General features: G+C 70.5%; 17 protein-coding genes and 1 pseudogene. 13 read left to right on the top strand and 5 right to left on the bottom strand.

The genetic code is table 11. From position 1 onward, the window contains the following. The first annotated feature begins 48 nt into the window (after positions 1-48). The 12 genes and pseudogenes from ABZ848_RS25505 to ABZ848_RS25450 all read left to right on the top strand — a co-directional run bounded on the left by ABZ848_RS25505 (position 49) and on the right by ABZ848_RS25450 (position 15640). The gene (locus ABZ848_RS25505) at positions 49-1257 is read left to right on the top strand and encodes a Gfo/Idh/MocA family oxidoreductase (protein ID WP_360835511.1); all 1209 of its coding nucleotides are present in this window, start codon (positions 49-51) and stop codon (positions 1255-1257) included. A gap of 14 nt (positions 1258-1271) precedes the next feature. After that, positions 1272-2270, top strand: coding sequence for a sugar phosphate isomerase/epimerase family protein (locus tag ABZ848_RS25500; RefSeq protein ID WP_360835509.1), 999 nt, complete (start codon positions 1272-1274; stop codon positions 2268-2270). 102 nt (positions 2271-2372) lie between these two features. Beyond that, entirely contained in the window at positions 2373-4871 is a 2499-nt protein-coding gene (locus tag ABZ848_RS25495; protein ID WP_360835507.1) for a PQQ-dependent sugar dehydrogenase, read from the top strand. A gap of 14 nt (positions 4872-4885) precedes the next feature. Then, entirely contained in the window at positions 4886-6226 is a 1341-nt protein-coding gene (locus tag ABZ848_RS25490; protein ID WP_360835505.1) for a ThuA domain-containing protein, read from the top strand. 151 nt (positions 6227-6377) lie between these two features. Beyond that, positions 6378-7520, top strand: a pseudogene (locus tag ABZ848_RS25485) (inositol-3-phosphate synthase); the annotation flags it as partial. A 329-nt stretch (positions 7521-7849) separates the two neighbouring features. Beyond that, positions 7850-8773 carry an SCO3242 family prenyltransferase gene (locus ABZ848_RS25480; RefSeq protein WP_360835503.1) on the top strand — a complete coding sequence of 308 codons (924 nt, stop codon included), beginning with the start codon at positions 7850-7852 and terminating at the stop codon, positions 8771-8773. Between the two features lie 251 nt (positions 8774-9024). Next, on the top strand, positions 9025-9984 hold the full coding sequence (locus tag ABZ848_RS25475; RefSeq protein WP_360835659.1) for a sugar phosphate isomerase/epimerase family protein: 960 nt from the start codon (positions 9025-9027) through the stop codon (positions 9982-9984). Between the two features lie 326 nt (positions 9985-10310). Then, positions 10311-11039, top strand: a complete 729-nt coding sequence (locus tag ABZ848_RS25470) for an EboA domain-containing protein (protein WP_360835657.1) — start codon at positions 10311-10313, stop codon at positions 11037-11039. Then, positions 11039-11887 (top strand): TatD family hydrolase, encoded by an 849-nt coding sequence (locus ABZ848_RS25465; RefSeq protein WP_360835501.1) that lies wholly within the window; start codon positions 11039-11041, stop codon positions 11885-11887. Before ABZ848_RS25470 ends, ABZ848_RS25465 begins: the two co-directional genes overlap by 1 nt. Positions 11888-11890: 3 nt before the next feature. After that, positions 11891-13060 carry a metabolite traffic protein EboE gene (gene eboE / locus ABZ848_RS25460; RefSeq protein WP_360835499.1) on the top strand — a complete coding sequence of 390 codons (1170 nt, stop codon included), beginning with the start codon at positions 11891-11893 and terminating at the stop codon, positions 13058-13060. Next, positions 13057-14562: a nucleotide pyrophosphatase/phosphodiesterase family protein gene (locus tag ABZ848_RS25455; RefSeq protein WP_360835497.1), complete on the top strand. Its 1506-nt coding sequence runs from the start codon at positions 13057-13059 to the stop codon at positions 14560-14562. The genes eboE and ABZ848_RS25455 overlap by 4 nt, the downstream gene beginning before the upstream one ends. A gap of 46 nt (positions 14563-14608) precedes the next feature. Then, positions 14609-15640: a sugar phosphate isomerase/epimerase gene (locus ABZ848_RS25450; RefSeq protein ID WP_360835495.1), complete on the top strand. Its 1032-nt coding sequence runs from the start codon at positions 14609-14611 to the stop codon at positions 15638-15640. A 74-nt stretch (positions 15641-15714) separates the two neighbouring features. Here the strand turns inward: ABZ848_RS25450 and ABZ848_RS25445 are convergent, their stop codons facing one another. From ABZ848_RS25445 to ABZ848_RS25425, 5 genes are all read right to left on the bottom strand, one after another. Then, complete coding sequence (locus ABZ848_RS25445) at positions 15715-17106, bottom strand: OFA family MFS transporter (RefSeq protein ID WP_360835493.1); 1392 nt, start codon at positions 17104-17106, stop codon at positions 15715-15717. A 2-nt stretch (positions 17107-17108) separates the two neighbouring features. Then, a complete protein-coding gene (locus tag ABZ848_RS25440) occupies positions 17109-18497 on the bottom strand; it encodes an OFA family MFS transporter (RefSeq protein WP_360835491.1) in 1389 nt (462 codons plus the stop codon). A 121-nt stretch (positions 18498-18618) separates the two neighbouring features. After that, positions 18619-20763, bottom strand: a complete 2145-nt coding sequence (locus tag ABZ848_RS25435; RefSeq protein WP_360835655.1) for an acetate--CoA ligase family protein — start codon at positions 20761-20763, stop codon at positions 18619-18621. A gap of 4 nt (positions 20764-20767) precedes the next feature. After that, positions 20768-22009: a formyl-CoA transferase gene (frc, locus tag ABZ848_RS25430; RefSeq protein WP_360835489.1), complete on the bottom strand. Its 1242-nt coding sequence runs from the start codon at positions 22007-22009 to the stop codon at positions 20768-20770. Between the two features lie 10 nt (positions 22010-22019). Further along, a complete protein-coding gene (locus ABZ848_RS25425; RefSeq protein ID WP_360835487.1) occupies positions 22020-23702 on the bottom strand; it encodes a thiamine pyrophosphate-binding protein in 1683 nt (560 codons plus the stop codon). 144 nt (positions 23703-23846) lie between these two features. Between ABZ848_RS25425 and sucC the strand changes: the two genes are divergently transcribed. Next, a complete protein-coding gene (gene sucC, locus ABZ848_RS25420) occupies positions 23847-24977 on the top strand; it encodes an ADP-forming succinate--CoA ligase subunit beta (protein WP_360835485.1) in 1131 nt (376 codons plus the stop codon). Positions 24978-24983: the final 6 nt, after the last annotated feature.

Below are 24983 nucleotides of genomic sequence, written 5' to 3'. Positions count from 1 at the left end.
CACGCGGACCCGCGGCGCCATCACGACGAGGACGAGGAGGACATCCGTATGGGACAGCCCGAGCAGCCGGACGGACCGGAGGGCGCGAAGCCGCCGCTTCGGGTCGGCATGGTCGGCTACGCGTTCATGGGTGCCGCCCACTCCCAGGGCTGGCGCACCGCGGGCCGCGTCTTCGACCTGCCGCGCCGCCCGGTCCTCGCCGCCATCTGCGGGCGCGACGCGGCCGCCGTGCGTCAGGCTGCCGACCGGCACGGCTGGGCGACGGCCGAGACCGACTGGCGGGCCCTGGTCGAACGGGACGACATCGACCTCGTCGACATCTGCACACCCGGCGACAGCCACGCCGAGATCGCCCTGGCCGCCCTCGCCGCCGGAAAGCACGTGCTGTGCGAGAAGCCGCTCGCCAACACGGTCGAGGAGGCCGCCGCGATGACGGCGGCGGCCGAAGAGGCGTACGGGCGTGGCCAGTTGGCGATGGTCGGCTTCAACTACCGCCGGGTCCCGGCGACCGCGCTGGCCCGCCGGATGGTGGCCGAGGGCAGGATCGGCACCCTGCGGCACGTACGGGTGACGTACCTTCAGGACTGGCTCGTGGACCCGGAGTTCCCGCTCACCTGGCGGCTGCGCAAGGAACTGGCCGGCTCCGGTTCGCTCGGCGACCTGGGCGCGCACATCGTCGACCTCGCGCAGTACCTGGCGGGGGAGCCGCTGGCCGGGGTGTCCGCCCTGACCGAAACCTTCGTACGGCAAAGGCCGTTGCCCGTCGGCGCCACCAGCGGACTGTCCGGCACCTCGTCCGCCGGCACCGGTGAGGTCACCGTCGACGACGCGGCCCTGTTCACCGGCCGCTTCACCTCGGGCGCCCTCGCCTCCTTCGAGGCGACGCGCTACGCGACCGGCCGCAAGAACGCCCTGCGCATCGAACTCAACGGCGAGCGCGGCTCGTTGGCCTTCGACCTGGAACGCCTCAACGAGCTCTCGTACCACGACGGTACGGAGCCCGGGACGCACGCCGGCTTCCGCCGCATCCTCGTCACCGAACCCGACCACCCCTACCTCGACGCCTGGTGGCCGCCGGGCCACGGCCTCGGCTACGAGCACACCTTCGTCCACCAGGCCCGCGACCTCGTCCACGCCATCGCCGAGGGCAGGCGGCCCGAACCCTCCTTCGCCGACGGACTGCAGGTGCAGCGCGTGCTCGCGGCGGTCGAGGAGAGCGCCGAGAAGAACTCCGTCTACACGACCGTCGCCGTCTGAGGAGGACCGGACCCATGCCACGCCAGTTCACGCTCTTCACCGGCCAGTGGGCCGACCTGCCGCTCGAAGAGGTGTGCCGCCTCGCCCGCGACTTCGGCTACGACGGCCTCGAACTCGCCTGCTGGGGCGACCACTTCGAGGTCGACAAGGCCCTGACGGACCCGGCGTACCCGGACTCCCGGCACGCACTCCTCGACAAGTACGGACTCAAGTGCTGGGCCGTCTCCAACCACTTGGTCGGCCAGGCCGTCTGCGACGCCATCATCGACGAGCGCCACCAGGCGATCCTGCCGGCTGAGGTGTGGGGAGACGGCGACCCCGAGGGGGTACGGCGACGCGCCGCCGACCGCATCAAGGACACCGCGCGTGCCGCCGCCGCCTTCGGCGTGGACACCGTGATCGGCTTCACGGGCTCGTCGATCTGGCACCTCGTCGCCATGTTCCCACCCGCACCCGAGTCCATGATCGAGCGCGGTTACGAGGACTTCGCCGAACGCTGGAATCCCGTCCTGGACGTCTTCGACGCCGAGGGAGTGCGGTTCGCGCACGAGGTCCACCCGAGCGAGATCGCCTACGACTACTGGACAACTCGGCGTGCCCTGGAGGCGGTTGACCAGCGTCCCGCCTTCGGCCTGAACTTCGACCCCTCCCACTTCGTGTGGCAGGACCTCGATCCGGTCGGCTTCCTGTGGGACTTCCGTGAGCGGATCTACCACGTCGACTGCAAGGAGGCCCGCAAGCGCCTCGACGGGCGCAACGGCCGCCTCGGCTCCCATCTGCCCTGGGGCGACCCGCGCCGCGGCTGGGACTTCGTCTCCGCAGGTCACGGAGACGTCCCCTGGGAGGACGTCTTCCGGATGCTCCGCTCCATCGACTACCAGGGCCCCATTTCGGTCGAGTGGGAGGACGCCGGCATGGACCGGCTGCAGGGCGCACCCGAGGCCCTGACCCGCCTCAAGGCCTACGACTTCGAGCCGCCGTCGGCCTCCTTCGACGCGGCCTTCGGCAACTGACCCTTTCCAACCAGTAATTGACTGCTCATCAGCTCTCCGGGACGACGGCGCGTCCCGGCGTACGCACCCGCCCGTACAACCGGCCCCTTACTGGAGGCATTCGTGCACGGGAACGACCGCACCACCAGCACCGACAGAACCGAGACCCACAGACGACGCTTCCGCAGAGCCGTCGCCGTCCTCGGCGCCGCGCTCCTCGCAGGTGCGTCGCTCACGCTCACCGCACCCCAGGCCGGCGCAGCCGTCGCCGACCCGGGCACCGCCCCCGCCGCGGCGGAGGACTTCCAGCAGGTCACCCTCGCCAAGGGTGAGGCGGAGACCGGCGAGCCCATGTCGCTCGCCGTCCTCCCGGACCGCTCGGTCCTGCACACCTCCCGCGACGGCGAACTCCGCCTCACCGACGCCGCCGGCAACACGCGGCTGATCGGCAAGCTCGACGTCTACTCCCACGACGAGGAGGGCCTCCAAGGCGTCGGCGTGGACCCGGACTTCGCGACCAACCGCGCCATCTACCTGTACTACGCGCCCCCGTTGAACACCCCGGCGGGTGACGCACCCGAGACCGGCACCGCAGCCGACTTCGCGCCCTTCGACGGCGTCAACCGCCTCTCCCGCTTCGTCCTGAAGGCCGACGGCACCCTCGACACGGCCAGCGAGAAGAAGGTCATCGACATCCCGGCCTCCCGCGGCCTGTGCTGCCACGTCGGCGGCGACATCGACTTCGACGCGGCGGGCAACCTGTACCTGTCGACGGGCGACGACACCAACCCCTTCCAGTCCGACGGCTACACCCCGATCGACGAGCGCGCCGACCGCAACCCGGCCTTCGACGCCCAGCGTTCGGCCGGCAACACCAACGACCTGCGCGGCAAGATCCTGCGCATCAAGGTGGGCGCCGACGGCTCGTACACCGTCCCCGACGGCAACCTCTTCGCCCCCGGCACGGACAAGACGCGCCCCGAGATCTACGCGATGGGCTTCCGCAACCCGTTCCGCTTCAGCGTCGACAAGAAGACCGGGATTCTGTACGTCGGTGACTACGGTCCCGACGCCGGCGCCGCCGACCCCGCCCGAGGCCCCGCGGGACAGGTCGAGTTCGCCCGCGTGACAGGCCCCGGCAACTTCGGCTGGCCGTACTGCACCGGCGCCAACGACCCCTACGTGGCATACGACTTCGCGACCAAGACGTCGGGTTCGGCTTTTGACTGCGACGCACCGAAGAACAACTCCCCGCACAACACCGGTCTGACGGACCTGCCCCCGGCCCAGCCCGCCTGGATGCCGTACAACGGACCCTCCGTACCCGAGTTCGGCGACGGCTCCGAGTCCCCGATGGGCGGCCCGGTCTACCACTACGACGCCTCCCTCGACTCGCCCGTCAAGTTCCCGCAGGCGTACGACGGGAACTTCTTCGCCGGTGAGTTCGGCCGCCGCTGGATCAAGCGCGTCGTCAGCGACGGCAGCGGAACCGTGCAGTCCATCAACGCCTTCCCGTGGACCGGTACCCAGGTGATGGACATGGCCTTCGGCCCCGACGGCGCGCTGTACGTCCTCGACTACGGCACCGCGTGGTTCGGCGGCGACGAGAACTCGGGCCTGTACCGCATCGAGAACGCGACCGACGGCCACTCCCCGGTGGCGCAGGCCGCGGCGAGCAGGACCTCTGGGCAGGCACCGCTGCGGGGCCAGTTCTCCTCAGCGGGCACGTCCGACCAGGACGGCGACGCGCTCACGTACAGCTGGGACTTCGGCGACGGCGGCAGGTCGACGGCGGCGAACCCGACGTACAAGTACAAGAAGAACGGCACCTACACCGCGACGCTGACCGCGAAGGACACCACCGGCCGGACCGGCAGTGCGAGCGTGCAGATCGTCGTCGGCAACACGGCGCCCACGGTGACGCTCGAACTCCCGCGTGACGGGCAGCTGTTCAGCTTCGGTGACGCGATCCCGTTCAAGGTGAAGGTCACCGACCCCGAGGACGGCCAGACCATCGACTGCTCGAAGGTCAAGGTCACCTTCGTCCTCGGCCACGACACCCACGGCCACCCGATCACCTCGGCCAACGGCTGCACCGGCACCATCCAGACCACCGCCGACGGCGGCCACGACGAGGACGCCAACATCTTCGGGGTGCTCGACGCCGAGTACACCGACGGCGGAGGCGGCGGCCAGGCCGCGCTCACCTCGCACGACCAGAACGTGCTGCAGCCGCGGCACCGCCAGGCCGAGCACTTCGGCAACAGCTCCGGCGTCTCGGTCATCACCAAGGACACCGCGCACGGCGGCAAGACGGTCGGCGACATCGACAACGGCGACTGGATCTCCTTCACGCCGTACGTCCTGAGCAACGCCAAGAAGATCACGGCGCGCGTCTCGTCGGGCGGCGCGGGCGGAACGCTCGAGGTCCGGGCCGGCTCGTCCACCGGCACCCTGCTCGGCAAGGCGACCGTCCCGGTCACCGGCGGCTGGGAGACCTTCCAGGACGTCAGCGCCGATCTGTCCCGCGCACCGAGGGGCACGACCACGCTCTACCTCGTCTTCAAGGGCGGCACGGGCGCGCTGTTCGACGTGGACGACTTCACCTTCACGACCGGCTGAGAGGAGGAACCGTGATGCGCTCAACTGCCCGACTGGCGACCGCCGTTGTGGGCGCGGCACTGCTCCTCGGCTGCGTCTCGGGCCCCGCCTCCTCGCACCCCGGGGCGGCCGGGAAGCGGGTGCTGGTCTTCTCCAAGACGGCCGGCTTCCGGCACGACTCCATCCCGACGGGCATCGAGGCGGTGAAGCAGCTCGGCACCGACGGCGGCTTCACGGTCGACGCGACCGAGGACGCGGGCGCGTTCACGGGGAAGAACCTGGGGCGTTACGACGCGGTGGTCTTCCTCTCCACGACGGGCGACGTACTCAACGACGCCCAACAGGCCGCGTTCGAGGGCTACATCCGGCACGGCGGCGGTTACGTCGGCATCCACGCCGCCGCCGACACCGAGTACGACTGGGCGTTCTACGGCGGCCTCGCCGGCGCCTACTTCCAGTCGCACCCGGCGATCCAGCAGGCCACGGTCGACGTCGAGGACCGCGCCCATCCCTCGACGTCCGGCCTGGCACGGACCTGGGACCGCACCGACGAGTGGTACAACTACCGCTCGAATCCCCGCGATCGGGTCCATGTGCTGGCCTCGCTGGACGAGTCCTCCTACACCGGCGGCACCATGAACGGTGATCACCCGATCGCCTGGTGCCAGAACTACCAGGGCGGCCGGGCCTTCTACACCGGCCTCGGCCACACCAAGGAGTCCTACGCCGAACCCGCGTTCCGCGCCCACCTGTTGGGCGGCATCCGCTGGGCGACCGGCGACGCCCAGGCCGACTGCCGGCCGGAGAACGGCTACCGCGCGCTTTTCGGCGGCGGTTCACTGGACGGCTGGAAGCAGGCCGGCCCGGGCTCCTTCACCCTCTCCGACGACGGCACGCTGACGTCGTCGGGCGGGATGGGCCTGCTCTGGTACGCCACGTCGGGCTTCACCTCGTACTCCCTGAAGCTCGACTGGAAGATGGCCGGCGCGGACGGGGACGACAACTCCGGTGTGTTCGTGGGCTTTCCGCCCTCGGACGACCCCTGGTCGGCCGTGAACAACGGCTACGAGATCCAGATCGACGCCACCGACGTCCCGGAGAAGACGACCGGGTCCGTCTACGGCTTCCGGTCCGCCGACCTGAAGAAGCGTGACCGTGCGCTGAACCCGCCGGGGGAGTGGAACACGTACGAGATCCGCGTGGAGGGCGAACGCCTCCGCGTCTGGCTCAACGGCGTGAAGATCAACGATTTCACCAACACCGACCCGGCCCGGAGCCTCGTCGACGGCCACCTCGGCATCCAGAACCACGGAGCCGACGACCAGGTGTCCTTCCGCGACATCCGGCTCAAGGAACTGCCCGCCAAGGGCAATTGAGCGACGGCGGGCGGGGGACGCCGGACCTCCGCCCGCCGTCTTCGCACCCCGTGGGGGCGTCCGTACGACGTTCGGCGTGACGTCGTACACCTCGCTCGCGACTCCTCGGTGCCGCACGACTCGTCCAATGCGCTCGACAAGGAGGCTGCCCATGTCCGCGCCCGATTCCGTGTCCCTTGCCGTCTCCGACTCCGGTTTTTCAGGGCCGCGCGTCGGTGTATGGCTGATCGGGGCGCGTGGTTCCGTCGCCACCACCGTCGTCGCGGGCTGTGCCGCGCTGACCGCCGGCCTGCACGCGCCGACCGGCCTGGTGACGGAGACACCCGAGTTCGCGGAGGCTCAACTCCCGCCCCTGTCCGCGCTCGTGTTCGGCGGCCACGACACCCTGGACTGCCCGCTGCCCAAGCGCGCGGAGGCACTCGCGGCCGGCGGAGTCCTGCCGCACGGCCTCTCCGCGGCGGTCGCCACCGAACTCGCCGCCGCCGAGCGGGAGATCAGGCCCGGCGGCCCGACGCCGGGCGACACCCGGACCGAGACGGAGCTCATCACCACCTTCACCGCGGACATACGTGACTTCGTACGACGGCACGGCCTGGCGCGCGCGGTGGTCGTGAACGTCGCCTCCACCGAGCCCGCGGCCACGGGGGCGACCCTGCCGCCCAGTTCCCTCTACGCGGCGGCAGCCCTCCGCGCGGGCTGCCCCTACGTGAACTTCACGCCCTCGACCGGCCTGCACCACCCCGCGCTGGCCGCAGCTGCCGAGTCGAGCGGGCTGCCGTACGCCGGCCGCGACGGCAAGACGGGCCAGACGCTGTTGCGTTCCGTGCTGGGGCCGATGTTCACGCAACGTGCTCTGACGGTCCGTGCCTGGTCCGGCACCAACCTCCTCGGCGGCGGCGACGGAGCGGCCCTTTCCGACCCGGCTGCGGCCGCCGCCAAGAACGCCGGCAAGGAACGGGTCCTGACCGACACCCTCGGCACGTCCCCCGAGGGCGAGGTCCACATCGACGACGTCCCGGCTCTCGGCGACTGGAAAACGGCCTGGGACCACATCGCCTTCGACGGCTTCCTCGGCACGCGCGTGATCCTCCAGACCACATGGCAGGGCTGCGACTCGGCGCTTGCGGCGCCTCTGATCCTCGACCTGGCACGACTGGCCGCACGGGCGCAGGAGGTGGGGCTGAGGGGTCCGCTGACCGAGCTCGGCTTCTTCTTCAAGGACCCGGTGGGGGACGGGCCTTCGGCGCTGGGTGAGCAGTATGCGGCGTTGGTGGGGTTTGCGGGGCGGTTGAGGGGTGTGGCGCGGGGCGGCGGTGAGGGCCGGGTGGTGGCGGGCGGGCCCGGTGAGTCTCCGGAGGTCGAGCGGAGTGGTGGCTTCCTCGGGGTGGAGGGGGCTGAGGGTTTCGCCGAGTGGGTGAGGTCTGGTGGTGCCGTTGGGGTGAAGGGGGCTGGAGGTTTCGCCGAGTCGGCGAGGCCTGGCGGTGCCGTCGGGGCGGAGGAGCCAGAGGGTTTCGCCGAGTCGGTGAGGCCCGGCGGTGCCGTCGAGTCGGAGGGTGCCGGTGGCTCGGTCGCGTTGGAGCGTCCCGGTGGCTTCCCTCGTGCCGGACGGCTGGAGGAGCTGCGGTGAGCCGTACTCGTGCCTGGGCCGAACTCCTGCGCCTTCCCGCCCTGTTCACCGTCCCCGGCGACGCCATCGCCGGCGCGGCGGCGGCCTCCGCGACGCCGACCCCCCGCACCTTGCTCGCCGTCGGCTCCTCCGTCTGTCTCTACGAGGCCGGCATGGCCCTCAACGACTGGGCTGACCGCGGGGAGGACGCCGTAGACCGTCCCCACCGCCCTCTCCCTTCCGGCCGCATCCACCCCGACGCGGCCCTCGCCGTGGCCAGCGCCCTCACCGGCGCGGGGTTGGCGTTCGCCGCCCGAGCCGGCCGTCCCGCCCTGACGGTCGCCGCGCCCCTCGCGGCCACGGTCTGGGCCTACGACCTCCGCCTCAAACACACACCGGCCGGCCCGCCAGCCATGGCGGCGGCCCGCGGACTCGACCTGCTGCTGGGCGCGGCGGCGACGAGCGGTCACACCCGTAAGGCCCTTTCCTCCGCGGTACTGCTCGCTACGCACACCCTCGCGGTGACGGCGGTGTCCCGCCAGGAGACGAGGGGCGGCTCGCCCCTCGCACCGGTGGCGGCCTTGGGCACCGCTGGCCTGCTGACCCGGGTGCTAACCCGCGCCGCGTCCCGACTCCCGGCAGGCCGAGAGCAAGCAGGCGCCTACGGCCCGGCGGGAGACTCACGCGCCACCGCGGCCGACGCCCTGCGCCTCGCCCTCGGTGCGGCCTACGCCTCCACCGTCGCCCGCCCGTACCTCCACGCCACCCTCAACCCCTCACCCCCGCTCACCCAGCGGGCCGTCAGCAGCGGCATCCGCGCCACGATCCCCCTCCAGGCGGCCCTCGCCGCCCGCTCCGGCGACGGCGCCAGTGCCGCCCTGTTCGTCGCGGCTCTCGCCCCGCTCGGCAGGAGGTTCGCGAAGAAGGTGAGCGTGACGTGAGCCGGGGACCGATACGTGGTGAGGGCGCCGAGGCGGAGAGCGCGCCGGTCGCCGAGGCGGAGAACGTGCCCGGTGTGGGACGGGCACCCGGTGTGGGGCGGGTACCCGGCGTCGGACGGGCACCCGGTGCGGGACGCGTGCCCGGTATGGGACGCGTGCCCGGTGCAGTGGGCCGGGTCAGCGCCACCCCCAGCAGCAACCCCAACACCACCCCAAGCCACAGCTCCAACACCAGCCCAAGCCACAACCCCATCACCAACCCCAGTCACGCCCTCGTCACCCCACCCCCCACCAACACCCCCCTCCGCTTCGGCTACGGCACCAACGGCCTGACCGACCTCCGCCTCAACGACGCCCTCGCCCTCCTCGCCGACCTCGGCTACGACGGCGTAGGCCTGACCCTCGACCACATGCACCTCGACCCGCTGGCCCCCGACCTCCCCGCCCGCACCCGCCGCGTCGCCCAACGCCTCGCCACCCTCGGCCTGGACGTCACCGTCGAGACGGGCGCCCGCTACGTCCTCGATCCGCGTCGCAAACACGGCCCCACGCTGCTGGACCCGGAACCCGACGACCGCTCCCGCCGCGTCGGCCTCCTCATCCGCGCCGTGCAGGTCGCCGCCGACCTCGGCGCTCACGCCGTGCACTGCTTCAGCGGCATCACCCCGGCCGGCACCGACCAGGACACGGCGTGGAAACGCCTGGTCGAATCACTCACCCCCGTCCTGGAGGCCGCCACCACCGCCGGCGTCCCCCTCGCCGTCGAACCCGAGCCGGGCCACCTCCTCGCCACCCTCGCCGACTTCCACCACCTGCGCCGCATCCTCGGCGACCCCCAGGACCTCGGACTGACCCTCGACATCGGCCACTGCCAGTGCCTCGAACCCCTCTCTCCCGCCGACTGCGTACGCGCCGCCGCTCCCTGGCTCCGCCATGTCCAGATCGAGGACATGCGCCGCGGCATCCACGAACACCTCCCGTTCGGTGACGGCGAGATCGACTTCCCGCCCGTCCTCTCGGCCCTCGCCGCCACCGGCTACCAGGGCCTGACCGTCGTCGAACTGCCCCGCCACTCCCACGCGGGCCCTCACTTCGCCGACCACTCCCTCCAGTTCCTCCACCGAGCGGCGGCCACGGCCGTCACCCCGTCCGATCCCGCCCCACCACACGGCGATCCCTCCGCCACCCCCGAAGGGAGCAGCACCTCATGAACCACCCGCACGCCACCTGGGAGACCCCCACGGCAGCCCTCGGACCCACCGATCCGACCGCCACTGCGGAGGGAGCGGCCAACGGCACGACCCCGGCCGCACCTCCACGGAGACCAGAAGACGGCACGAACCTCGCAGCAAGCCCGGAGCCGCAAACCGACGACACCGGCCCTGCCCCCGCTCCGGAGCCGACGACTGATGGCACCGGCGCTGCCTCCGTTCCGGAGCCGACGACTGATGGCACCGGCGCTGCCCCCGCCCCGGAGCCGACGACTGATGGCACCCGGATCGCCTCGGCCCCCGAGTCGGAGACTGATGGCACCCGCATTGCCCCGCCCCCCGAGTCGACGACCAATGGCACCCGCGTTGCCCCCACCCCGAAGTCACCCGCCCGAACCCCCGTCCCCACCCTGCACGATCACCTCACCGCCCACCTCGACGCAGCCGCCCGCGCCTGGCTCGGTCAGGCTCTCGGCGAGGCCGCCGAGCAGCCGGGGATCCATGGGCCCATCTCCGTATGGGAGTTGCGGCTCGCCGAGGCCGGGCGCCGATGCGGGGCCGAGTACGCCGACGCCGCCCGCGTGCTGATCCTGCACGCCGCCCGCGCCGGCACGGACGCCCTCAACCGCGTCTACTCCCAGGGCACCGCCGCCGAACGCCGCGCCGTCCTGCACGCCTTGCCCCACCTCGTCCCGGGCCCCGAGGCCGTCCCGCTCGTCGAGGACGCCCTGCGCACCAACGACACCCGGCTTCTCTCCGCCGCCGTCGGCCCGTACGCCGCCCGTCACCTCACCCCCCACCACTGGCGGCACGCCGTCCTGAAGTGCCTGTTCACCGGTGTGCCCGTCGCCGAGGTCGCCGACCTGGACCGCCGCGCCCGCGCCGACGCCGAACTCGCCCGCATGCTCGCCGACTACGCCGCCGAACGCACCGCCGCGGGCCGTCCCGTGCCCGAAGACCTGCACCGCGTCCTGACCCTGACCGACCCCACGGCCACCCCACCCGCACCGGCCGCCGAACACGGCCCGCGCGGAACCGACGGCAAGGAGTCCTGATGCGCATCTTCGACCCCCACATCCACATGACCTCCCGCACCACCGACGACTACGAGTCCATGCACGCCTGGGGCGTCCGCGTCGTCGTCGAGCCCTCTTTCTGGCTCGGCCAACCCCGCACCTCGCCCGCCTCCTTCTTCGACTACTTCGACTCCCTCCTGGGCTGGGAGCCCTTCCGCGCCGCCCAGTACGGCATCGCCCACCACTGCACGCTCGCCCTCAACCCCAAGGAGGCGAACGATCCCCGCTGTGTGCCCGTCCTCGACGAACTGCCCCGTTATCTCGTCAAGGACCAGGTCGTCGCCGTCGGCGAGATCGGCTACGACTCGATGACCCCCGCCGAGGACACCGCCCTCGCCGCCCAGCTCCAGCTCGCCGCCGAACACGGCCTGCCCGCGCTCGTCCACACCCCGCACCGCGACAAGCTCGCCGGCCTGCGCCGCACCCTCGACGTGGTCTGCGAATCCGACGTTGCCCCGGACCGCGTCCTCGTCGACCACCTCAACGAGACCACCGTCAAGGAGGCGAAGGACAGCGGCTGCTGGCTCGGCTTCTCCGTCTATCCCGCCACCAAGATGGACGAGGAACGGATGGTCGCGATCCTGCGCGAGTACGGCCCCGAGCAGGTGTTGGTCAACTCCGCCGCCGACTGGGGGAGAAGCGACCCGCTCAAGACCCGGCGGGTCGGGGACGCGATGCTCGCCGACGGATTCAGCGAGGACGAGGTCGACCGGGTGCTGTGGCGCAACCCCGTCGCCTTCTACGGGCTCAGCGGCCGCCTGAACCTCACCCTCGCCGACACCGCGGCCACCCACGAGGGCAACTCCGTCCTCCGCGGCGGGGAGTGACCGATGCGCTTCCGGCACCCCGACGGCTCCACCGTCCACCTCGCCTACTGCACCAACGTCCACCCCGCCGAAACCCTCGACGGCGTCCTCGCGCAACTCCGCGACCACTGCGAACCCGTCCGCCGCCGCCTCGGCCGGGACCGCCTCGGCATCGGCCTGTGGCTCGCCAGGGACGCCGCGCACGCCCTGGTCAGCGACCCCTCCGCACTGCGCGGCCTGCGCACCGAACTCGACCGGCGCGGCCTCGAAGTCGTCACCCTCAACGGCTTCCCCTACGAGGGCTTCGGCGCCGAAGAGGTCAAGTACCGCGTCTACACACCGGACTGGGCCGATCCCGAACGCCTCGACCACACCACCGCCCTGGCCCGCGTCCTCGCCGGGCTCCTCCCCGACGACGTCACCGAGGGCACCATCTCGACCCTGCCGCTGGCCTGGCGCACCGCCTACAGTCAGGACCGCGCCGAGAAGGCCCGCTCCGCCCTGCTCACCCTCGCCGAACGCCTCGACGCCCTCGACGAGTTGACCGGCCGCTCCATCCGCATCGGTCTGGAGCCGGAACCCGGCTGCGTCGTCGAGACCACCGCCGACGCCCTCGCCCCGCTCACGGACATCGCCCACGACCGCGTCGGCGTCTGCGTCGACACCTGCCACCTCGCCACCTCCTTCGAAGACCCGCACACCGCCCTGGACGCCCTGACCGAAGCCCGCGTCCCCGTCGTCAAGTCCCAGCTCTCAGCCGCCCTCCACGCCGAACACCCCCATCTCCCCGAGGTACGCCAAGCCCTCGCCGCCTTCGACGAACCCCGCTTCCTGCACCAGACCCGCACGGCGACCGCCGCCGGCCTGCGCGGCACCGACGACCTCGGCGAGGCCCTCGCCGCCGACGCCCTGCCCGACGCGGCACCCTGGCGCGCCCACTTCCACGTCCCGCTCCACGCGGCCCCCGCCGCGCCCCTCACCTCCACGCTCCCCGTACTCAGGGCGGCCCTGTCCCGGCTGGTGGGCGGCCCGCACCCGCTTACCAGCCACCTGGAGGTCGAGACCTACACCTGGCAGGCCCTCCCACCCGAACTGCGCCCCCGCGGCCGCGCCCAGCTTGCCGACGGCATCGCCGCCGAACTCACCCTCGCCCGCGACCTGCTGACCGACCTCGGCCTGAAGGAACTCCCATGAGCACCGACCCACGACCGGCCAGGGGCGCCCACCAAGCACCCACGGTCAGCGCGCAGGCCTCCCTCGGCGCCGAGCAGGCCGCTCCCGCTCCCACTCCCCTCCTCGTCCTCGACGTGGTCGGCCTCACCCCCCGTCTCCTCGACCACATGCCCCACCTCAAGACGCTCGCCCGGTCCGGCTCCCGCGCCTCGCTCGGTACCGTCCTGCCCGCCGTCACCTGCGCCGCGCAGTCCACCTTCCTCACCGGCACCCACCCGTCCGAGCACGGCATCGTCGGCAACGGCTGGTACTTCCGCGAGCTCGGCGACGTACTCCTGTGGCGCCAGCACAACGGTCTCGTCGCCGGAGACAAGCTGTGGGACGCCGCCCGCCGGGCCCACCCCGGCTACACGGTCGCCAATATCTGCTGGTGGTATGCCATGGGCGCCGACACCGACATCACCGTCACTCCCCGTCCCGTCTACTACGCCGACGGCCGCAAGGAACCCGACTGCTACACCCGGCCCCCGGCCCTGCACGACGAACTCACCGAAAAGCTCGGCACCTTCCCCCTCTTCCACTTCTGGGGACCCGGCGCGGACCTGGTCTCCAGCCAGTGGATCGTCGACGCGACCCGCCACATCATGCGCACCCGGCACCCCGACCTGACCCTCTGCTACCTCCCTCACCTCGACTACGACCTGCAGCGCTTCGGCCCCGACGACCCACGCTCCCTGCGGGCGGCCGCCGACCTGGACGCAGCCCTGGCCCCGCTCCTGGACGACGCCCGCGCCGAAGGCCGTACCGTCGTCGCGCTGTCCGAGTACGGGATCACCCGGGCCGACCGCCCCGTGGACATCAACCGGGCCCTGCGCCGCGCCGGACTGCTGGAAGTGCACACGCAGGACGGCATGGAGTACCTCGACCCGATGGCGTCCCGTGCCTTCGCGGTCGCCGACCACCAGATCGCCCACGTCTATGTGCGCCGGCCCGAGGACCTCGACGTCACCAGGGCAGCCCTGGCCGGACTGCCCGGCATCGACCAACTCCTCGACGACGAGGGCAAGAAGGCCCACCACCTCGACCATCCGCGCTCCGGCGAGCTCGTCGCCGTCGCGGAGCCGGACGCCTGGTTCACGTACTACTACTGGCTCGACGACGCCCGCGCGCCCGACTTCGCGCAGCTCGTCGAGATCCACCGCAAACCCGGTTACGACCCGGTCGAGTTGTTCATGGATCCCCTCGACCCCTACGTCAAGGTCAGAGCCGCCACCGCGCTGGCGCGCAAGAAACTCGGCATGCGCTACCGCATGGCGGTCGTGCCCCTGGATCCCTCACCTATTCGCGGCAGCCACGGCCGCCTTCCTGCGAGCGACGACGACGGTCCGCTCCTCATCTGCTCCACCCCCCGCGCCGTCGGCGACCGCCTCGCGGCCACCGACGTGAAGTCACTCCTGCTCCAACTGGCCGGTCTGGACAGGCCGGTCCCTTCCAACCCGTCTCTTCCGACTGGTCACCAGTGAAGCACTCACCACTGACAACGCCCTCCGATCCCGAGGAGTTCCACGCATGAGCCGCACCTCGCAGACCGACCCCGAACTCACCCACCGCCTCACCAGACGAGGCATGCTCGGCGTCGCCGCCGGTGCCACCGCCGCCGCGCTGCTCGGCGCCGCGGCAGCTCCCGCGACGGCCGCCGAACCGACCGCCGCCGGCCGCGGCCGCCCCGTCCTGCCTCCCGGCCGGCTCGGCATCCAGCTGTACAGCCTGCGCGACAAGGTCTCCACCCTCGGATTCGCGCCCGTCTTCGCCGAACTGGAGAAGTACGGCTACGACGAGGTCGAGTTCGCCGGATACACCCAGGGCTCGGCCGGCCCCATCACCCTCGCCCAGCTCAAGCGGCTGGCCAGGAACCACGGACTGACCCCGATCGGCAGCCACGTCGGCTACTACGCCAGCGACCCGAACGCCTACACCTTCGCCCAGAACCTCACCAAGGTCCTCGACGACGCCCAGGCCCTCGGCCTCAAGCACATCGGCACCGCCTCGGGACCGTTCCGCTACGGCTCCACCGTCGACGCGTGGAAGCGCGCCGCCGAGGAGTTCAACACGTACGGCGCGGCGGCGAAGGCGCGCGGCATGAAGTTCTACCAGCACAACCACTCCGACGAGTTCTCCTTCGCCACCGACAATCCCAAGGTCCGCCTCTACGACGTACTGCTCGCCGAGACCGACCCCGACCTGGTGTTCCTGGAGATGGACATCTTCTGGGCGTACGCGGGCCAGTTCCGCTTCTCCAAGCGGCCCGACGGTTCCGCCGCGCCCTTCGAGCCGCTCGACTACGTCCTCAGGCAGCCGCACCGCTACCCGCTGTTCCACGTCAAGGACGGAGTGAGCGACCCCTCCAACCAGTTCGGCTACCGCATGGTCGACGTCGGCGACGGCGACATCGACTACCAGAAGTTCATCTCCGCCGTCACCCGACTGCGCGGCGAACGCCTCGCCCACCACTGGCAGACGGAACACGACCAGCCCACCGAGTCCTACACGTTCGCGCGCCGCTCCAGCGAGTACCTGCACAGCCTGCGCGAGAACTGCTGACCGACTGGACAGCACACACATGAGGAGGCCCTCCCCGCATCGCCGGGGAGGGCCTCCTCACGCGCGTGTGCCCGTCAGCCCGCGGGCTGCGGCTGCGCGCTCAGCACGTCGGAGCCGCTGCGCCCCGGCTGCCGCAGCAGCAGCGCGATCGCCGCCGCGACCATCGAGACGCCACCGGCCAGCGCGTACGCCCCGTTATAGCCCCAGGCCGCGACCACCATGGAGCCGAGGCCGCCGCCGAACAGGCCACTGATCAGCTTGCCGCTGTAGACCAGGCCGTAGTTGGTGGCGTTGTAGTTCTCCCCGAAGTAGTCCGGGGTCAGTGCCGCGAACATCGGGTAGAAGGCGCCGCCGCCGAAGCCGGAGAGGAAGGCGAAGAACAGGAACAGCCACTCGCTCTTCATCTCGCCCGCCAGGATCACGCCGAACTGGGCGAGTCCCAGGACGACGATGACGAACACCAGGGTCGACTTGCGGCCCCACTTGTCCGACAGCCAGCCCACGACACCGCGGCCGACGCCGTTGATGACCGCCATGACACCCATCGAGGACGCGGCCACGAGCGGGCCGAAGCCGATGTCCTTGGCGTAGTCGACCTGGAAGGAGATCCCGAAGATCGAGACTCCGGCGGTCATCACGATGGCCACCCACATCAGGGGCAGCATGCCGGTCCTGATGGCCTCCTTCGGCGTGTACTGCTTCACCGCCGGAGGGTTCTTGGCGAGGCTCGCCGCGTTCTTCTCGCTGCCGGAGAACGTCAGCGGGTCGATGTCCGCGGGCCACCAGTTCTTCGGCGGGTCCTTGAAGAAGAACGCGCACCCGAAGACCACGATCATGATGTAGCAGCCGATCAGGTCCAGGACGCGGTGGTAGTTCCCGGTGTCGAAGGCGTAGTTGAAGATGAAAATGAACGGCAGCGACCCGTACGCGAAGCCGCCGTTGACGAATCCCGTCCGGGCGCCACGGCGCTCCGGGAACCACTTGCCGACCATGTTGATGCAGGTCGCGTACACCAGACCGGCGCCTATGCCGCCGATCACGCCGAAGCCCAGGATCGCCAGCAGGACATTGCTCAGGTGCGACAGGGCGAGGAAGCCGACCAGGCACATGCCGGAACCCATGTACATGGCCCTGCGGGCCGTCAGGATGCCCTTCTCGCGCATCCAGCCCGCCGGGAAGGCGATGCCCGCCTGGAAGAACACCCAGACACTGAGGATCCAGAAGGTGTTGGACTGCGTCCAGCCGTGCGCGTGGGACAGCGTGTCCTCTGCGGAGCCGTACGCGTATTCGAAGACGCTGATGGCCATCATGGCGATCCACGGGAGATACACCATGAACTTGCGGGAGTGTCCGAGGATGTCCCGGTCGGTCTCGCCGATGCGGTAGACGCGGCCTCGGGAGTCGGTCACCTCGCGGTAGGGACGGTGTGCGGCTGCCGGGTCGGCCGAGAGCGGATCTGCGGTCATGCTTATGCCATCTCCTCGCCGAGCGGGTGCGGGTTGGGGACGATGCGCCGGGCCTTCGGCCTGCCCGGGGACTTCAGGAAGAGCGCCAGTACGGCGGAGGCGAGGCCGATGGAACCGGCCAGCACGAACGCGCCGTGGTAGTCCCAGGCGCCGACGACGACCGCGCCCAGGCCGGAGCCGACGAGCCCGGAGATCAGCTTCGAGCTGTAGACCATGCCGTAGTTGGTGGCGTTGTTGTTCTCGCCGAAGTAGTCCGCGGTCATGGCCGCGAACAGCGGGAAGATCGCGCCGCCGCCGAAGCCGGAGACCATGGAGCAGAACAGGAAGAACGGCATGCTGCCCATCTGGCCGGATACCAGCACGCCGAACTGCGCCGAGCCGAGCACGATACAGACGATGATCAGGGTGTTACGGCGCCCGGAGCGGTCGGATATCCAGCCGATGACGCCACGCCCGGTGCCGTTCACGATGGCCTTCAGGGACATCGCCGTGGCCACGATCCCGCCCGCGAACCCCATGTCCTTGCCGAACGGCACCTGGAAGGCGATGCCGAAGATGTTGATGCCGGCCGTGCACAGCAGACAGAACCACATCATCCACAGGACGGGCGTACGGGCGGCCTCCTTCGGGGTGTACTGCTTGACCGCCGGCGGGTTCTTCTCCAGGGCCCGGCGGATCTTCGGGTCGTCGGTCAGCCGCAACGGGTCGACATGGGCGGGCCACCAGTTCTTCGGCGGGTCCCTGAAGAACCAGCCGGCCGCGGCCACCACCAGACACAGCCCGATGCCCACACAGGCGAGCACGGTCCGGTAGTTGCTCAGGTCCATGTACGAGGTGAACAGGAACACGAAGGGCACGGACCCGTAGGCGAAGCCGCCGTTGACGAAGCCGGTCTTGCCGCCCTTGCGCTCCGGATACCACTTGCCGACCATGTTCACGCAGGTCGCGTAGACGAGACCGGCGCCGATGCCGCTGAACATGCCGAAGCCGACATAGGCGACGGCCACATGCGGTGCGTACGCCAGCGACAGATAGCCGAGCATCGTGCCGACGGCGCCGATCATCATGGCCGTACGGGCGGGCAGCTTTCCGCTCTCCCGCAGCTGGCCGGCGGGGAAGGCCACGGCGGCCTGGAAGAACACCCAGACGCCCATCAGCCAGAAGATGTGTCCGCTGCTCCACAGATGCGCCTCGTGGAGCGTGTCCTCCGCCGACGTGAACGCGTACTCGGCGGAGCTGATGCCCATCATGCCCACCCAGGGCAGGATGACCATCCATTTGCGTGTCCGGCCCATGATGTCGACATCGGATTCCCCGATGCGGTACACGCGGCCGTTGCGGTCCGTCACCTCCCTGTAGGGCACGGACCTCGAGTAGTCGGTGGTTGTCATGTCTCAGCAGCCCCTTGCGTCGAAAGTTCTGGCCAGCGCCCCCTGTCCAATGCCTTTCGCGTGCGCACGGGTCCCGGGGCCGGCCGACCGCACTGTCGGCCGGCCCCGCGTCTCGCTCACCTCATGAACCGCCCCCCAACAGGCCCGCCGCCCGCGCCCAGCGGTACTTCGCACCGAGCACGGCCACCGGCTTCTCGGTCGTGTACGGGTACGCCACGACCCCGCGCTCGTAGAGGTACTGGCAGGCCTCCTCGACCTCGACGTCGCCCGCGAGCGAGGCCACCACGGGCTTCTCGATCCCGCGCTCCCGGAACTCGGCCACCACGCGCGCGGTGAGCTCCGCGAAGACCATCGGCGGAGTCACGATCGTGTGCCAGTAGCCGAGCACGAGCGCGTGGATGCGCGGGTCCTCCAGACCGAGCCGGATCGTCGCCTCGTACGTCGACGGCGGCTCGCCCCCGGTGATGTCGACCGGGTTGCCCGCGGCCCCGAAGGGCGGGATGAACTTCCGGAAGGCCTCGTCGAGATCCGGCGGGATCTCCATGAGGGACAGCCCGTTGTCGGTCACCGCGTCCGACAGCAGCACACCACTGCCGCCGGCCCCGGTGATGATCACGACGTTGTCGCCCTTGGGTGCGGGAAGCACCGGCAACGCGCGCGCGTACTCGAGCATCTCGTTCAGCCCGGGCGCCCGGATCACCCCGGCCTGCCGCAGGATGTCGTCGTACACGGCGTCGTCGCCCGCGAGCGCCCCCGTATGCGACCCGGCCGCCTTCGCACCCGCCGCCGTACGACCGGCCTTCAGTACGACCACCGGCTTCCTGGGTACGGTCGCCCGCGCGGCCTCCACGAAGGCGCGCCCGTCCTTGAGGTCCTCCAGGTGCATCGCGATGCACTCGGTGTGCGGGTCCTCGCCGAACCAGGTCAGCAGGTCGTCCTCGTCCAGGTCCGACTTGTTGCCGAGGCCCACGATCGCCGACACGCCCGTCTTCGTGGTGCGGGCGAAGCCCAGGATGGCCATCCCGATGCCGCCGGACTGCGAGGTCAGGGCGACGCCGCCCTTGACGTCGTACGGCGTGCAGAACGTGGCGCACAGGTCCTGCCACGTCGAGTAGTAGCCGTAGATGTTCGGGCCGAGGAGGCGGACGCCGTACCGCTCGGCGATCGCGACGATCTCCTCCTGGAGTTCGTGCTCGCCGGTCTCGGCGAAGCCGGAGGGGATCAGTACGGCGTTGGGGATGTTCTTGCGTCCCACCTCCTCCAGCGCCGAGGCCACGAACTTGGCGGGTATCGCGAAGACCGCCACATCCACCTCACCGGGAACGTCCGTGACACTCTTGTACGCCTTGCGGCCCAGAATGTCATCGGCCTTGGGGTTCACCGGGAATATGTCCCCGGCGAATCCACCGTCGATGAGGTTGCGCATGACCGAATTGCCGATCTTGCCCTGCTCGTTGGAGGCACCGATCACGGCCACCGCCGAGGGCTGCATCAGCCGGCGCATCGAGGTGAGCATCTCATCGCGCGTGTACTTGCGACGAGGCGGCGGCTGCTTCTCGGCGAGGATCACGCGGATGTCGGCGGCGACCGCACCCTCCGGGGTGGCGATCACCGGGTTGAGGTCGACCTCCGCGATCTCCGGGAAGTCCGCGACCAGTTGGGAGACCCGCCGGATCTGCTCGGCGATCGCCCACCGGTCCACGGCCGCCTGCCCTCGCACCCCGTGCAGGATCTCCGCCGACCGGATGGAGTCCAGCATGGACAGCGCCTCGTCGGCGCTCACCGGCGCCAGCCGGAACGTGACGTCCTTGAGGACCTCGACGAGCACCCCGCCGAGCCCGAAGGCGACCACCTTCCCGAAGGTCGGGTCGGTCACCGCGCCGACGATGACCTCCTGCCCCTGCGGCAGCAACTCCTGGACCTGCACGCCCTCGATGCGCGCGGTCGCGTCGTACGCGCGCGCGTTCTCGATGATTTTGTGGAACGCCGCCCGTACGTCCGCCGCACCCTCGACGCCGACGATCACCCCGCCGGCGTCGGTCTTGTGCAGGATGTCCGGGGAGACGATCTTCATCACCACGGGCCCGCCGAACCGCGCCGCGTACGACACGGCCTCGTCGACGTCGGTCGCCAGCTCCTCCCCGGGTACGGCGATCCCGTACGCGTCGGCGATCACCTTGCCCTCGGGCGCGGTGAGCGCGGTCCGCCCCTCGGCCCGCACAGTGTCGAGGAGCGAGCGCACCCTCAGCTCCCGGTCTTCCGCCATCACGTCAGATCACTCCGTTCGACTTGAGCAGGCGCAGCTCCTCGTCGCCGAGGCCGAGCTCGCCGATGTAGACCTCTTCGTTGTGCTCGCCGAGCAGCGGTGAACTGGTGACCTCGACGGGGGAGTCGGAGAGCTTCAGCGGGCTGCCGACGGTCGTGAACTCGCCGCGCTCGGGGTGCGGGACGGTGACGACCATCTCGTTGGCGACCAGGGAGTCGTCCTCGATGATCTCCCTGGTCGAAAGGATCGGCCCGCACGGGATGTTGTGGGCGTTGAGCCGCTCCAGCACCTCCCACTTGGGCAGCGTCGAGGACCACTCCTCGATCAGCTGGAACATCTTGTTGAGCTTGGGCAGGCGCGCCTCCGGCGTGGCCCACTCGGGGTCCTCGGCGAGTTCGGGCCGGCCGATGAGCTCGCTGAGCGGCTGCCAGCCCACGGGCTGCACGATGACGTACACGTAGTCGTTCGGGCCGCCCGGCGCGCACTTGACCGCCCAGCCGGGCTGGCCGCCGCCGGACGCGTTCCCGGACCTGGGAACCTCCGTGCCGAAGTCCTCGTTGGGATATTCACGGAGCGGACCGTGGGCCAGGCGCTGCTGATCGCGCAGCTTCACCCGGCAGAGGTTGAGCACAGCGTGCTGCATGGCCACGTTCACCCGCTGACCGCGCCCGGTGTGCTCGCGCTGGAACAGAGCGGCGAGTATCCCCGCCACGGCGTGGACGCCCGTGCCCGAGTCCCCGATCTGGGCCCCCGTCGCCAGCGGCGGCCCGTCCTCGAACCCGGTGGTCGACATCGACCCGCCCATGGCCTGAGCGACGACCTCGTACGCCTTGAAGTTGGTGTACGGGCCCTCGCCGAACCCCTTGATGGAGGCATAGACGATCCGCGGATTGATCTCCTGGATGCGGTCCCAGGTGAAGCCCATGCGGTCGACCGCGCCCGGTCCGAAGTTCTCGACCATGACGTCCGAGCGCCGGATCAGCTCGGTGAGGATCTCCTTGCCGCGCTCGGTCTTGGTGTTGAGGGTGATGCTCCGCTTGTTGCAGTTGAGCATCGTGAAGTAGAGGGAGTCGACGTCCGGGAGGTCGCGCAGCTGCTTGCGCGTGATGTCCCCGGTCGGCGCCTCCAGCTTGACGACGTCCGCGCCGAGCCAGGCCAGCAGCTGGGTCGCCGAGGGACCGGACTGGACGTGGGTCATGTCGAGGACACGGACACCGGCGAGTGCCTTGGTGGGCGTTCCAGTCATGCGGGCCACCTCACTTGTACATGGTCTGGTTCATGGTTCCGGGGGCGTACGCGTCCGGGTCGACCCAGACGTTGATCAGCGACGGCTTGCCCGACTCACGGGCGCGGCGCAGGGCGGGGCCGATGTCGGCGGGGTCGCGGACCTCCTCGCCGTAACCGCCCAGCATCTGCGCGAACTTGTCGTAGTGGACGTCGCCGAGGGTGTTGCCGACCCGCTCGCGCTCCAGGCCGTACTTCTGGGCCTGGCCGTAACGGATCTGGTTCATCGAGGAGTTGTTGCCGACGATGCCGACGAACGGGAGGTCGTAGCGGACGAGGGTCTCGAAGTCCCAGCCGGTGAGGGAGAAGGCGCCGTCGCCGAAGAGGGCGACGACCTCCTTGTCGGGCCGCGCCTGCTTGGCGGCGAGCACGAAGGGGACGCCGACGCCGAGGGTGCCGAGCGGGCCCGGGTCCATCCAGTGCCCGGGCGACTTGGGCTGGACGACCTGCCCGGAGAAGGTGACGATGTCGCCGCCGTCGCCGATGTAGATCGAGTCCTCGGTCAGGAAGTCGTTGATCTCGCTGACCAGACGGTACGGGTGGATCGGTGAGGCGTCCGACTTCAGGCTCGGCAGTCGCTTCTCGATGGCGGTCTGCTCGGCCGCGCGCAGCTCGTCGAGCCACTCCTTGCGCTTGGCGGCGCCGCCGTTGATGCGCCCGGAGGCCGCGTCGGTCACCGACTTCAGCACCAGGCCCGCGTCACCGACGATCCCGAGGTCGATGTCGCGGTTCTTGCCGACGGTCCGGTAGTCGAGGTCGATCTGCACGACGGTCGCGTCCGGCGAGAGGCGCTTGCCGTAGCCCATGCGGAAGTCGAAGGGCGTGCCGACGATGACGATGACGTCGGCGTTGGAGAAGGCGTAGCGGCGCGACAGCTGGAAGTGGTGCGGATCGCCGGGCGGGAGCGTGCCGCGCCCCGCGCCGTTCATGTACGCCGGGATGTTGAGGGTCCGTACGAGCTCGATCGCGGCCTCGGTGCCGCGGGTCGTCCACACCTGGCTGCCGAGCAGGATGGCCGGCTTCTCGGCGTGGACGAGCAGGTCGGCGAGCTTCTCGATCGCCTCGGGGTCGCCGGCCGAGCGGGTCGAGGCGCGGTAGGCGCCCTGCTTCGGCACGCGCGCCTTGCTCACCGGCACCTTGGCGTCCAGCACATCGCGCGGGATCTCCAGGAAGGAGGGCCCTGGCGCGCCGTGGTAGCACTCGCGGAACGCCATGGACACCATGTCGGCGGCGCGGGCCGTGTCCGGCACGGCCGCCGCGAACTTGGTGATCGGCGTCATCATGTCGACGTGCGGCAGGTCCTGCAGGGACCCCATCTTGTGCTGGGTGAGCGCCCCCTGGCCGCCGATCAGCAGCATCGGGGACTCCGCGCGGAAGGCGTTGGCGACACCGGTGACGGCGTCGGTCGTACCCGGACCGGCGGTGACGACCGCGCAGCCGGGCTTGCCGGTGAGGCGCGCGTAGCCGTCGGCGGCGTGGGCGGCGACCTGCTCGTGGCGGACGTCGACGACCTCTATGCCCTCGTCGACGCAGCCGTCGTAGATGTCGATGATGTGGCCGCCGCACAACGTGTAGATGCGGTCGACTCCCTCTGCCTTGAGCGCCTTGGCAACGAGATGACCACCGGAAATCACGTCCTGGGTGTCGTCGGGCATGGCGAAGTCCTGTCCCTTCGTAGGGGGTTGGAACGCTCTCGCGGTACATTGCATACAGTCGACGAATACTGTATGAAGCTTGTTATCCCGCATCCGGTGGGTGGTGTCCAGGGGGCGTGCGGCACTTTTAAGTCAGGAGCCGGAATGGACCTGTACGAGCACCAGGCAAGGGAACTCTTCGAGGAACACGGCATTTTGGTGCCGAGGGCCGAGGTGACCGATTCTCCCAAGAAGGCCCGTGAGATCGCCCGCGCACTCGGTGGGCGCGTAGTAGTGAAAGCTCAGGTCAAGACGGGTGGGCGAGGCAAGGCGGGCGGGGTGAAACTCGCCGCCGACCCGGCCGCCGCGGAGCTCACCGCGCGCCAGATCCTGGGCATGGACATCAAGGGGCACACGGTCGGCAAGGTGATGCTGGCCCAACCCGTGGACATCGAGACCGAGTTCTACGTCTCCTATGTGCTCGACCGCGCGGCGGGCACCTTCCTCGCGATCGCCTCCGCCGAGGGCGGCATGGAGATCGAGGAGGTCGCGGCCACCCGGCCCGAGGCCGTCGCCCGCATCCACATCGACCCGGCCGAGGGTGTCACCTCGGCGAAGGCGGGCGAGATCGCCGAGGCGGCCGGACTGCCCGCGCAGACCGTCGACGTTCTCGTACGGCTGTGGGAGGTGCTGGTCCGCGAGGACGCCGTACTCGTCGAGGTGAACCCACTCGTGCGCACGCGACAGGGCCAGATCCTCGCCCTCGACGGCAAGGTCACCCTCGACGACAACGCCCGCTTCCGGCAGGCGCGTTGGGGCGCCGACGACGTGGAGCACGACGACGCGCTGGAGGCGGCGGCCGCCGCGAAGGGCCTCAACTACGTCAAGCTCGACGGCGAGGTCGGCGTCATCGGCAACGGCGCGGGGCTCGTCATGTCGACCCTGGACGTGGTCGCGGGCTGCGGCGCCCGGCCCGCCAACTTCCTCGACATCGGCGGCGGCGCCTCCGCCCAGATCATGGCGGACGGCCTGTCCGTCATCCTGTCCGACCCGGCGGTGAAGTCGGTCTTCGTCAACGTCTTCGGCGGCATCACCGCCTGCGACGCGGTCGCCGACGGCATCGTGCAGGCCCTGGACTCCGTGCAGTTGACCAAGCCGCTGGTGGTACGCCTCGACGGCAACAACGCGGCCCGCGGCCGCGCCATCCTCGACGGCCGCGCGCACCCACTGGTCCAGCAGGCCACCACCATGGACGGCGCCGCCCGCCGTGCCGCCCAACTCGCCACCGCCGGCTGAAGGAGC

Source organism: Streptomyces sp. NPDC047081 (assembly GCF_040643775.1).
Lineage (GTDB): Bacteria > Actinomycetota > Actinomycetes > Streptomycetales > Streptomycetaceae > Streptomyces.
Note: the sequence above shows the minus strand (reverse complement) of the source record. Positions and strands in the feature narration are given on the sequence as shown.

Excerpts from the sequence above, each read along its gene's own strand:
- ABZ848_RS25465 (WP_360835501.1), top strand. The coding sequence starts at position 11,039 with ATGCGCATCTTCGACCCCCACATCCACATGACCTCCCGCACCACCGAC.
- sucC (WP_360835485.1), top strand. The coding sequence starts at position 23,847 with ATGGACCTGTACGAGCACCAGGCAAGGGAACTCTTCGAGGAACACGGC.
- ABZ848_RS25445 (WP_360835493.1), bottom strand. The coding sequence starts at position 17,106 with ATGACCGCAGATCCGCTCTCGGCCGACCCGGCAGCCGCACACCGTCCC.
- ABZ848_RS25490 (WP_360835505.1), top strand. The coding sequence starts at position 4,886 with ATGCGCTCAACTGCCCGACTGGCGACCGCCGTTGTGGGCGCGGCACTG.
- ABZ848_RS25505 (WP_360835511.1), top strand. The coding sequence starts at position 49 with ATGGGACAGCCCGAGCAGCCGGACGGACCGGAGGGCGCGAAGCCGCCG.
- eboE (WP_360835499.1), top strand. The coding sequence starts at position 11,891 with ATGCGCTTCCGGCACCCCGACGGCTCCACCGTCCACCTCGCCTACTGC.
- ABZ848_RS25500 (WP_360835509.1), top strand. The coding sequence starts at position 1,272 with ATGCCACGCCAGTTCACGCTCTTCACCGGCCAGTGGGCCGACCTGCCG.
- ABZ848_RS25455 (WP_360835497.1), top strand. The coding sequence starts at position 13,057 with ATGAGCACCGACCCACGACCGGCCAGGGGCGCCCACCAAGCACCCACG.
- ABZ848_RS25450 (WP_360835495.1), top strand. The coding sequence starts at position 14,609 with ATGAGCCGCACCTCGCAGACCGACCCCGAACTCACCCACCGCCTCACC.
- frc (WP_360835489.1), bottom strand. The coding sequence starts at position 22,009 with ATGACTGGAACGCCCACCAAGGCACTCGCCGGTGTCCGTGTCCTCGAC.
- ABZ848_RS25435 (WP_360835655.1), bottom strand. The coding sequence starts at position 20,763 with ATGGCGGAAGACCGGGAGCTGAGGGTGCGCTCGCTCCTCGACACTGTG.
- ABZ848_RS25425 (WP_360835487.1), bottom strand. The coding sequence starts at position 23,702 with ATGCCCGACGACACCCAGGACGTGATTTCCGGTGGTCATCTCGTTGCC.
- ABZ848_RS25440 (WP_360835491.1), bottom strand. The coding sequence starts at position 18,497 with ATGACAACCACCGACTACTCGAGGTCCGTGCCCTACAGGGAGGTGACG.